Origin of the sequence: Ureaplasma parvum serovar 3 str. ATCC 27815, assembly GCF_000019345.1 — a bacterium.
GTDB lineage: Bacteria > Bacillota_I > Bacilli_A > Mycoplasmatales > Mycoplasmoidaceae > Ureaplasma > Ureaplasma parvum.
Genome location: NC_010503.1, coordinates 1 through 10,783, shown reverse-complemented (window position 1 = coordinate 10,783; position 10,783 = coordinate 1). Strand labels below are relative to the sequence as shown.

At 27.1% G+C, this 10,783-nt stretch carries 12 protein-coding genes; 1 reads left to right on the top strand and 11 read right to left on the bottom strand.

Features of this window, described 5'->3' with window-relative positions; all coding sequences use genetic code 4:
* Positions 1-138 precede the first annotated feature (138 nt).
* On the top strand, positions 139-1,689 hold the full coding sequence (locus UPA3_RS00070; protein WP_006688622.1) for a BMP family ABC transporter substrate-binding protein: 1,551 nt from the start codon (positions 139-141) through the stop codon (positions 1,687-1,689).
* Positions 1,690-1,913: 224 nt separating this feature from the next.
* On the opposite strand, the gene rplL is transcribed toward UPA3_RS00070, so the two are convergent.
* From rplL to dnaA, 11 genes are all read right to left on the bottom strand, one after another.
* Positions 1,914-2,279, bottom strand: coding sequence for a 50S ribosomal protein L7/L12 (gene rplL, locus UPA3_RS00065; RefSeq protein ID WP_006688489.1), 366 nt, complete (start codon positions 2,277-2,279; stop codon positions 1,914-1,916).
* A gap of 24 nt (positions 2,280-2,303) precedes the next feature.
* Positions 2,304-2,804: a 50S ribosomal protein L10 gene (gene rplJ, locus UPA3_RS00060; protein WP_006688636.1), complete on the bottom strand. Its 501-nt coding sequence runs from the start codon at positions 2,802-2,804 to the stop codon at positions 2,304-2,306.
* A 156-nt stretch (positions 2,805-2,960) separates the two neighbouring features.
* Positions 2,961-4,583 (bottom strand): magnesium transporter, encoded by a 1,623-nt coding sequence (mgtE, locus tag UPA3_RS00055; RefSeq protein WP_006688603.1) that lies wholly within the window; start codon positions 4,581-4,583, stop codon positions 2,961-2,963.
* 144 nt (positions 4,584-4,727) lie between these two features.
* A complete protein-coding gene (locus UPA3_RS00050) occupies positions 4,728-5,204 on the bottom strand; it encodes a hypothetical protein (RefSeq protein ID WP_006688510.1) in 477 nt (158 codons plus the stop codon).
* Positions 5,205-5,206: 2 nt separating this feature from the next.
* Entirely contained in the window at positions 5,207-5,767 is a 561-nt protein-coding gene (locus tag UPA3_RS00045) for a PQ-loop domain-containing transporter (protein WP_006688754.1), read from the bottom strand.
* A gap of 95 nt (positions 5,768-5,862) precedes the next feature.
* Positions 5,863-6,327: an RpiB/LacA/LacB family sugar-phosphate isomerase gene (locus UPA3_RS00040; protein WP_006688688.1), complete on the bottom strand. Its 465-nt coding sequence runs from the start codon at positions 6,325-6,327 to the stop codon at positions 5,863-5,865.
* A gap of 3 nt (positions 6,328-6,330) precedes the next feature.
* Complete coding sequence (locus tag UPA3_RS00035) at positions 6,331-6,885, bottom strand: L-threonylcarbamoyladenylate synthase (RefSeq protein ID WP_006688596.1); 555 nt, start codon at positions 6,883-6,885, stop codon at positions 6,331-6,333.
* Complete coding sequence (locus UPA3_RS00030) at positions 6,872-7,744, bottom strand: HemK/PrmC family methyltransferase (RefSeq protein WP_006688499.1); 873 nt, start codon at positions 7,742-7,744, stop codon at positions 6,872-6,874. The genes UPA3_RS00035 and UPA3_RS00030 overlap by 14 nt, the downstream gene beginning before the upstream one ends.
* Complete coding sequence (gene prfA / locus UPA3_RS00025) at positions 7,744-8,823, bottom strand: peptide chain release factor 1 (RefSeq protein WP_006688457.1); 1,080 nt, start codon at positions 8,821-8,823, stop codon at positions 7,744-7,746. Before prfA ends, UPA3_RS00030 begins: the two co-directional genes overlap by 1 nt.
* Positions 8,824-8,955: 132 nt before the next feature.
* Positions 8,956-9,243: a 50S ribosomal protein L31 gene (rpmE, locus tag UPA3_RS00020; RefSeq protein ID WP_006688758.1), complete on the bottom strand. Its 288-nt coding sequence runs from the start codon at positions 9,241-9,243 to the stop codon at positions 8,956-8,958.
* A 140-nt stretch (positions 9,244-9,383) separates the two neighbouring features.
* Complete coding sequence (gene dnaA / locus UPA3_RS00015; RefSeq protein WP_006688755.1) at positions 9,384-10,757, bottom strand: chromosomal replication initiator protein DnaA; 1,374 nt, start codon at positions 10,755-10,757, stop codon at positions 9,384-9,386.
* Positions 10,758-10,783 lie beyond the last annotated feature (26 nt).

Genomic DNA, 10,783 nt, shown 5'->3' with positions numbered 1-10,783 from the left:
TTCCTTTATTTTTTTTAAAAAAATGATTTTAAAATTTAACTTTTTTAGGTTAATATTATTAACAATAAATAAACGATTTTAAATTGTTTGTTTAGTTATTCAAGATAAATTGTGAATAATAAAATATAAAGGAGTAAAATGAAAAAGTTAAATAAAAAAGTTCTATTTTTAGCAATTGGTAGCGTTTTTGCTTTAGGTACAATTATTACTGTAGCAACATCATGTACACAAAAATCTACATTAAACTATAGTCAATTTTATTGGACTTCACCAACAAGTGATGATGATGAAGGTTTTCAAACAAAATATAAAAGTATGGCTAGTGATGGTAAACGAGCTTTATTAATGCCTGGTTATCAACATCCTGAAAGATTACAAAATGCTTTAGTAAATGATAAATTTGATCCTAATTTAATCGCTTTAATTTTAGATGGAGTTTATAATAATGACAATAAAGCTGAGTTTTATAAGGGAGCAGATCGTGTTGCTGATGTTTATTTTAAAGTTGATGAAGCCGCTTTTTTAGGAGGTATTGCTGCAGCTTATATGTTAAACTCAAATCAAGCAGTTTTTGGTGCAGATAATAAATTAACTTGAGGTGGGTATGTAGGTATAAATGCTAAAAATACAACCAATTACTTAGCAGGTTTTGATTTAGGTGTTAAATGAGCTAATGAAAAATTAAAAGATAAAAACATTAAACAAGAAGGAACACAAGAAACAAAAAAATGGATTAATGTTGAACAAGTTTATGCTTCAGAAAGTAGTGCTGGAGGTTTCCAATCTGATAGTGCTAATGCTAAAAAAATTATTCAGGAATTAATTACTAAAGGTGCTGATTTAATTTTACCAGTAGCTATTCCTCAAGTTGGAATAGCTGTTACTGAAGCAATTGCAACAACTTCACACAATGTAGGAGTTATTGGTGTTGACGTAGAAATTGAAAACGATCAAGCAATCAATAAAAAAACAGATAAATTTATTAACACACATCTAAGCGGAAATAAAAACGGTGTTATTCGTTTTTCAATTACAAAACGTTTAGACACAGCAACGATAAAATTATTAGAAAATGCAATTAAGGGAGAATCATTATCTAAAAAATCTGACCAGATTGTTATTGGTAGCGAAATTGATCCAAAAGATAAATATAAATTAGGAGTTAATACTGTTGGTAATTTATCAGATGGTGTAGTTGGTATTTCACCATCAGCTTATCATTATGTAATTGATGCATTTAATTTAGCACAAACAAATCAAAGTGATAAAGTAAGCACATATGATGAATTAGTTAATAAAATCACTAATGATGATTTATTTAAAACACTTGATAAAAAACCAGTTGTTGATGGTTATTTAGATGTTAAAAAAGAAACAGATAATGAAGCATCTTTATTAAATAATAAAACGATTGATCCAAGAGTAAATGGCGGAACTTTTTATAAATCAGCTAAAGGTACATATTATTTCTATCCTGTTGCCAAATCTACATATATTTCTAACACATCTTCAAAGAAATTTAAAGAAATATGGGATAATACTAAATCAAATGATGAAAAACAAGCATTAATTGGGTTGCTTTTATCTTATGCAGGAGCAAAAGTAAAAGATGGTGGATATTCTGAAAATACGTACAACGGTCTAAAAGAATTCTATGCAAAACATGGAATTAAGATTCCACAATTATAATTAAAAATAAAACATTAAGTATGTGTCTATTCAAGATAAAAAATGAATTAGTATAACGCTTAATGTTTTTTTATCATCATTTATAACTATAATAACTTTATAATTTAACTTAATAAAATATCTAATTAAATTTGATTAGAACAAAAACAAATAGAATTAAAAACCGGTATCCTTTATAAAAGATGCCGGTTTTTAATTAATAACAATTTATAAAAAAGAGAAAATTAAACAAGTTGTACTTTTGCACCAAGTTCATCAAATTTCTTTTTGATTTCGTTAGCTTCTTCTGTTTTAACATCTTCTTTAATTACACTGCCTGCAGTTTCAGCAGCAGTTTTAGCTTCCATTAATCCTAATCCTGTAATCTCACGAATTAATTTAATTACACCAACTTTATTAGTACCAGCTTCAACTAATTTAATAGTTACTTCAGTTGGAGCTTCAGCGGCAACAGGAGCAGCAGCAGCGGCAACAGGAGCAGCAGCAGACACACCAAATTCAGTTTCGATAGCTTTAACCAAATCGTTTAATTCTAGCATTGACATTTCTTTAATCGCAGCAATAAATTGTTCAATTGTTAATTTTGACATATTAAATTCTCCAATAATATTATTTTATTCACCTTTTTGCTCAGCTACAGCTTTTAAACCATACATCACATTACGTAATGGTGCTGTGAAGCAAGAAAGTAGCATTGAGTATAGACCTTCACGGCCAGGAATTGCAGCAAGTTGATCGATTTTGTGAGTATCTGCAAATTTGTTTTCAAGATATGCACCTTTAATTTTGACAAAATCAAATTCTTTAGCTACATCATTTACTGCTTTAATCGCAGCAATTTCATCGTCCATTGCAACAGCAACTGCGTTAGGTCCTGTTAATTGATTTTCAAATCCACTAACACCAGCTTTTTCAAAAGCACGTGCTGTAATATTATTTTTTAAAACATATAATTTAGAATTTGATGAATGTAAAACATTTCTTAACGCTAAAATGTTAGCAGCAGTTAATCCATGATATTCAAAAACAATAAAAGATTTTGAATTTTTTAGTATATCTGCCATATGGTTGACTTCTTGTTGTTTAAAAACAACACTTGGTCTAACATTTGCCATATTTATACCTCTTATTTAGAATATGTGTTTGCAACATGCATTTTTGTTTAATATAAACCTCGGTAACAAATTAAGTTTAATTAATAAACAGTTACTTTCTTAGGCATATTGCTTTTAAATTATAACATTTTATAAATAATTATTTCTATAAAAAAATTAAGCAAAATGTTTTGAATAATTCAAATTATTTAATAAAAAATTTTGATTAGGTAATCATGAATTAACATTTTTAATAGCATGAATATGCTCGCGGATATTATTTAGTTGTTCGACTTTAACTTTATCAACAATAATTAATAAAAATATAATACCAAAACCAAATAGGATAATAGTTGTAACCATATCAAGTAATGTCGATAAAATTGGTGTTGACATAATTGTAGGATCAATTTTTAATTTTGTTGCTAAAAGTGGCAGTGTTCCACCAAGCAATTTAGAAATTACAATAGCAAAAAACAAAGCGACTGATGATCCAGCTGAAACAATTGCTCCTACAATCATTTTAGTATGTGGATTATTAGTAATATTTTCGTATAAAACATTGTATTGTTGTAAATCAGGTTTAATAATAGCAAAATATATAATCAAACGAGCAAAATTAATAATTGCTAAAACTAAACCAATTAAAGCACCAACCAAAAATTCTTTGGCAAGGACTTTATTATATTCTTTTAAAGTAATTTCACCAACTGATAAAGCACGAATCACAGAGGCGGCAGCTTGTGATCCAGCATTTCCACTTGTTCCCGTCATTGCTGGAATGATTGGTACGATAACTAATGTTGATAAACCTGCTGTGACTAATTGTCCTACATCTTGAAATTTATCAATTAAAAAACCAGTACATGTAGCTGAAATCATTAATACAGCCAATCATAATAGACGTGATTTAAATAAAACAAAAACACTTGATTTAATGTAAGGAAAATCTAATTCGCTAATCCCATACATTTTATAAATATCAGTAGTTGTTTCAGCATTAATTACGGGTAAAATATCATTATCACTAATATAACCAATTAATTGGTTATCTTTATCAACAACTGCTAATTGTTCAATTTGATACTTTCTGAAAATATCTAAAACAGCATCAATATCTTCATCACTACGAACATAGAAAACATCTTCTTGAATAACATTAGAAATTTTCAATTCAAAAGAATCTGCAAAAAGTAATGAATGAATTGTTACATATCCTTTTAAACGATTATAATTATCTACTACATATATAATATTACTTTGTTCAAAGTCATTATACATTCTTTTTATTTCAATTAGTGCTTCTTTGATAGAAAGATTTTGATTGATTGTAAAAAAGTCAGAATTGATGATTGAACCAGCTTCATCTTCATCAAATTCAGATAATTGCTTAATAGCTGCTCTTTGTTGGCTGTCTAATGAAAGTAAGATTTTTTTAGTATACATAGGAAAATCATTTTTTAAAATAATCACATCATCATTATAAAGTTCAAATAAAATGATTCTTAATTGCTGTAAACTTGCGTCATTTATGATTTTTGATTTTAATTCAGTATTTAAATATTTAAAAATATCACCACAAATTCCATCTTTTGTGGCAACTAATACAAATAAAATAATTTGTGTATCATTAATAGTTTCAAGACTTTCAACAATTTTATCAATCCGTTTTGATTTTAGTAATTTTTTAAGTCCTGTAATATCTTTATGTTCGTAAGTTTTTAAAATATTTTGTGTTAGAAAATTTTGATTAATATTTGTGTTGTTATTTAAATTTAATGTACTTTGTTTATTTTCCACAATAAACCACCTCCACAAATAAAATTTATAATTTATATTATAATAGACATTAACTTAGTTTTATAGATAATAAACAATAAAAAAAGAAAAAAGAGTTTTAACTCTTCTCTCTTTCTTCTTCTTTTTTTAAAAAAAGTATTAAATTTATCTTTTAGGTAATTTTTTAACAATTGGATAGTGTAAGTTGCAGTATTCTAATTCAGTCATACCAGCGGCTTTAGCTTTAGCTTTATTTGCAATTTTTAAAGCAAACACAATTATACTTGCAATGCAAGATAGTGTTTCACTTAGAGCTACAAGAATAAATCCTCCAGGGTTTACAGAAACACCTAATCAAGCAAATATCGCTAATAATCCTAAACCAGCAATTGAAATAATTCACATACCAATAGCCAAATTTTCAGTTCTTTTTGAAATTAGTACTTTAATAACAGCAGGTAAATAAGCACCAAAAACTAAAATAGCTCCAACAACTTGAAAGAAAATACCTCAAGGGTGTGTTGGGAAACCATATGCACCCTGATAATCAGGTGTAATTCCTAAATATGGTGATTGGTCAGTAACGATTGCACCATTACCAACTTCATATATACCATCTTGCAATAATGAAGTGAAATTCATAATTAGTTAGCTCCTTTCACTTTTAGGAATGGTTTAATTTGTTTTTCATAATATTCTTCTTCGCTCATTCCCATTTTTTTAGCTTTAATCATGTTATTAACTTTGCAGAATAGAACAATAAATGAAGTTACTGAACATAATGCTTCACCCATAATTAAGAAGATACCGCAGATTAAGTATCCAGCAACTCACTCTTCTCTATTATAAATGAACATTCCGTTTTTAATATCCACTAAGAATGAAAATGAATTTGGATGAACTGTAACAAGTCCAATACCGTATAGAGTTAAAAAGGCTGTAGCAATACCATTAAGCAAGAATAGTAATAAACTTAATGAAGCTGTATCTTTTTCACGTAAAGTTTTAATTGTTTGTGGCAATACACTCAAAGCAATAACGATCGTACCTATAACACTAAAAACAGAAATAGCGATACTAATTCCTGAAGCGGTTAATGTTTCTGGAACTAGATCATTGATCAAATTTGAACCAGTTTGCGCAGTAGCATTTGAAGCGGCTGAATATAGTGAAGAATTAGATACATTATTTAAAATATTTAACATAATATAATCTTTCTTTAATATTAATATTTTATTGCACTTTTATATTACTACAAAATGAACACAAAATGTTAAAAAAATTAAAAAAACTTTTAAAATTAACTATTTTGCTCTTTTTCATATTTTGCAATTATATCTAAACGTTTTTGGTGACGCTCGCCTAAAAATTTACTTGTTAAAAAATCATCAATCATTTTAAGAATTTGGTTTAAACTATTTTCACGTGCTCCTATAGTAATTATGTTAGCATTATTATGCTCCTTGGCTAGTTTTGCACTGCTTTCGTTATACACTAACGCAACCCGCGTTCCATGCACTTTGCTTGCTGCTATATTCATACCTATTCCCGTGCCACATAATAAAATACCTATGCTATCATTTTTAGTATCATTAACAACGTCATTAGCAACTTTTAATGCATATGTACTATAATCAACAGAACCTAATGCGGCTTGTGCACCTTCATCAATAATTTGATAACCTTTTTGTTTTAAATGAGTGATAATTTGATCTTTAATTTCATAAGCAGCATGATCATTACCAAAATAAATTTTTTTTATCATTGATTATTTCCCTGTTTTATTATCTTTTAGTTCTTTAATAAACATATCTACCATCTCAACATTAGCACCACGACGAATGTATTCTCATTTATCGATGTCAACAATAGTTGATGGAACACCAATTTGTTGTTGTGCTTCAACATAAATTAGTTTACTATTTGCTCCAAATTTAAAAATTGCTTCATTATGATTTTTAATTGGTTCTTCACCTGAAATATTAGCACTACTACAATATAACGGACCTAACTTTTGAATTAATTTTAGTATATAAGGGCTATTTGGCATACGATAAGAAATACCATTTTTAATGATAGTGACAGAACCTGGTCAAAAAAGATCTAAAAATTGCTTTTGTTCTACAGTTAAATCACCAAGTAATTTGTAATCGGCTACAAAGCGGATGATTTTCTTATTTCGATCACGTTGCTTAATTTCATAAATTACATCTTGATTTTTTGCTAATAAACCAATGATAGTATCAGTAGGGATTAGAACACATTTATTGGCCATTAAAGCATCATAAATCACATTTAAATTAGTTATTCTATAAATTTTCATATTTAATATTACTTATTATTAAAATTCTACATAGATTATTATAATCATTTATAAAGTAGTAAAAAAGAGGAAATTCATTTTTTTTAATAACTTTTTCTAAAATTTCTTTTTGATCAAAACCAATTTCAAAAATAATAGTGAATTTCTCATTAGCAATTGATTTAATGTTATTTATTATAAATAAATAAAAACTAATTCCATCTTTGTGATCGAAATCAATAAGTGCATTAATGGGGTCATAATCTAAGACTTCACGATTTAATTCATAATTACTTTTGATATATGGGGGATTACAGATAATTAAATCAAACCGTTTTTTTGTGTTTAAAAAGTATTCTTGCATACTTTTATGAATAAAATTTACATCTGTTAAGTTATGATATTTAGCATTTTTTTTGCAATTATTAATTGCATCAATAGAAATATCTAATAATGAAACATTCAATTGATTAAAATTCATTTTTGTACTTAACCCTAAAACACCACTACCACAACAAACATCAATAACATTTTTAATTTTATAAGTGGATTGTTGAATTACTTTATTAACAACATCTATTAATAATTCAGTTTCAACACGAAAAGCAAAAACATTTTTATCAACATAAAAGCGCTTTGCACAAAAATAGCCATATCCTAAAATTCTCACTAATGGTTTTCCATTAATAAATTCATCTAATAGTTTAAAATATGTATATTCTAAATTAGAATTTACAATTGTTAAGCGGTTATTTGAAAAACTATAAGAATCGTTAATTTTATTATCTAATCCGTACAGCAACTGAAATGCTACTTGTGGATTACGTAATTTTTTTTCAAGTAGTGAGTATGCTTGAAAAATTAATTGATGGTAGGTCATTAAATATCTAAATTAGCCATTAAACCAGTTTGTTCGTCAGCAATTAATGCATCAATAATCTCATCTAACTCACCCATCATGATTTGGTCTAATTTATTTAATGTTAGGTTAATACGATGGTCAGTAACGCGGTTCTGTGGATAATTGTAAGTACGGATTTTTTCAGAACGATCCCCTGTACCAACTTGATTTTTTCTTAAATTAGCAAATTCTGCATTTTGCTGTTCTTGAGCTGCTTCTCATAATTTAGCTCTTAACATTTTCATAGCTGTTTCTCGGTTTTCAATTTGTGATTTTCCCTCTTGACATGCAGCAACAACCCCTGTTGGAATATGCGTAATTCTTACAGCTGATTCTGTTCTATTAACATGCTGTCCTCCAGCCCCACTTGCACGGTAAGTATCAATTCTTAATTCTGTTGGATTAATTACAACATCAACTTCATCTTGTTCTGGAAGAACAGCAACTGTAATTGTTGACGTATGTACTCTTCCTTTAGATTCAGTAGCAGGTACACGTTGTACTCGATGAACTCCTGACTCAAATTTCATTCGTGAATAAACTTCTTCTCCAGAAATCATAAAAGAAATAAAACTAAAACCAACAGCATTCGGAGTCATTTCTATAATTTTCATTTTTCAATTATTATTTTCAGCATAAGCACGATATGTATCAAACAAATTGCCGACAAAAATTGATGATTCATCCCCTCCAGCAGCAGGGCGCATTTCAACAATAACATTTTTATCATCATTAGGATCAGTTGGCAACAGCATAATTTTTAAATCATTTTCAATTATTGGAATATTAATTTTAGCTTCATCTAAATCCATCTGTGCTAATTCGATTAATTCTAAATCTTTTTCTGTATTTAATATTTTTTCAGCAGCTATACCAGTATCCAATTTTTGTTTATATTTTGCAAAGGCTTCAGCAATTTTAGTAGTTTTTTTTAACTGTATATTAATCTCTTTAATTTTTTTAAAGTCTGTTACAACCGTTTCTAATTCTTTTTTTAAAGCGTCATTTTTAATAGCGACTCGTTCAATTGCTTCATAAAGTTTTTTGTTGTATTCCATAAGTCCCTCAGTTTTAAATATTTTAGTAAAAATAAAATAACAGGTAATCTAATTGCCTGTTATTTAATCTACTAATTTTTAATTATACAAAAAGAATTAAACAATCTTGGCAATTAATGACAAGATGATTAATTATAATTCGTTTAAACTTTTTCTTGGTTCAGATTTACCTTGTATTTTTTTCTTTTCTGGTTTTTTATTAATGTTATTTAAACCAGCTTCAAAACGATTATTTAGTTTTTCAGCACGACCACGTAATGTTGTAGTTGCGTTTTGTTTACCAATAAAAAATGTATGGCAATTTGAACAAACTTCAATTGCAACTTCTGTATTTTTTGCTGCAGAATCAATTATAAATTCTTTTTTACATGTTACACAATTATAAACGCATGGTTTGCTTACTGGATGAATATCTCTCATAATTCTCTTCCTTTATTACAATATATAAGTTAAATAATAAAAAATTAGTAATTTTATGTTTTGAGTTCAAAAACACGAAAATACACTATATATAAATATATAATATTTTAATAAGTTTTGATTACTTTTCTTTAATAAAATTAAAATTTATTGATAATTAGATTAATTTGTAGTGCTTCTTGACTATTTTCATCATCAAGAATTTTTTGAACTTTACTAATACTATGACTAATTGTAGTGTGTTCTCGTCCGTTTAGTAATTTACCAATATCTGTTAAAGTTAAATTTAGTTTATTTTTTAGAATATAACAAACAATATCACGCGCTCAAACTATATTATTTTTTCTAATAGAAGATTTAATTAAATCTGTTTTTATATTTAATTCTTTTGCAACAATTTCAATTATTTGTTCAGGTTTAAATTGTTTTTTAACAACAATATTTAGTGGAATTTCGTTTTCAACTGAACACTCAATTACATAATCTTTTGTGATTATTAAATCTTTATTAGTATCATTGTCCGCTCAAAAACAAATTTGTTTTAGATTACCAATCATCTGTCTAATATCAGTGTGAAAACCTTCAGCAATATATTCTTTAGCTTCGTCAGTAATTTGATATTTTTTTTTGAATTCAAACCAATTATTAATAATTTTAATAGCTTCATTTTTGTCGGGTTGAGAAATTTTACACTGCAAACCTGACGCTAATCTCGAAATAATTCGATTATGAAAACCATTAAGTTCGTTTGGTGTACGGTCAGATGTTAAGATAATTTTTCCACCATTTAATTTTATATCATTAAAGATATTAAAAAACAATTCAGCCGTTGAATCACGTGATTGGATATTTTGAATATCTTCAAAAATTAATAAATCTGCTGAAGCAATTTCTTTTTTAAACTCTTCAACATAACTAGTCCCTTTTAACGAAGCAGAACAAAACTTTCGAAAAAAATCTTGCCCTTCATAATAATAAATTTTTAAATTAGGATTACTATTAGCAAAACGATTACCAGCAGCAGCCACGATATGCGTTTTACCAACACCAACTTTACCAAATAAAAATAAAGGGTTACACATTGAACTATTATCATAGTTATTTGAAAATAAATTTTCAATCGCCTTAATCGCTTTTTGATTAAAATTACTAATTACTAAATTGTTAAAATTGTAACGTAAAAGTTCATCACTAAAATTAAAACGATTTTTAATATTAGTTTCTTTAATTAAAAAATTGCTATTAATTAATAATTTTTCATTGTCTATAATAAATTCAAAATTAACAATATTTTCCTTTTTGAATTCTTCGCTTAGATATTTAGAAATAATGTTAATAAAATTACCGTTAATAATACTTTTTTCAAAGGCATTGGCTACAATTATATATAAAACACCATCGCAAACTTTATGAGTTTTAGCATTTTGTAGAATTGCATAAGCTTGATCAGAAATAAGATCGTATGGAATCCTTTTTATTGCTGAATCATATAAAGTTTGATAATTATTAGCCATTAGTAACCTCTATTTTTTATAAATAA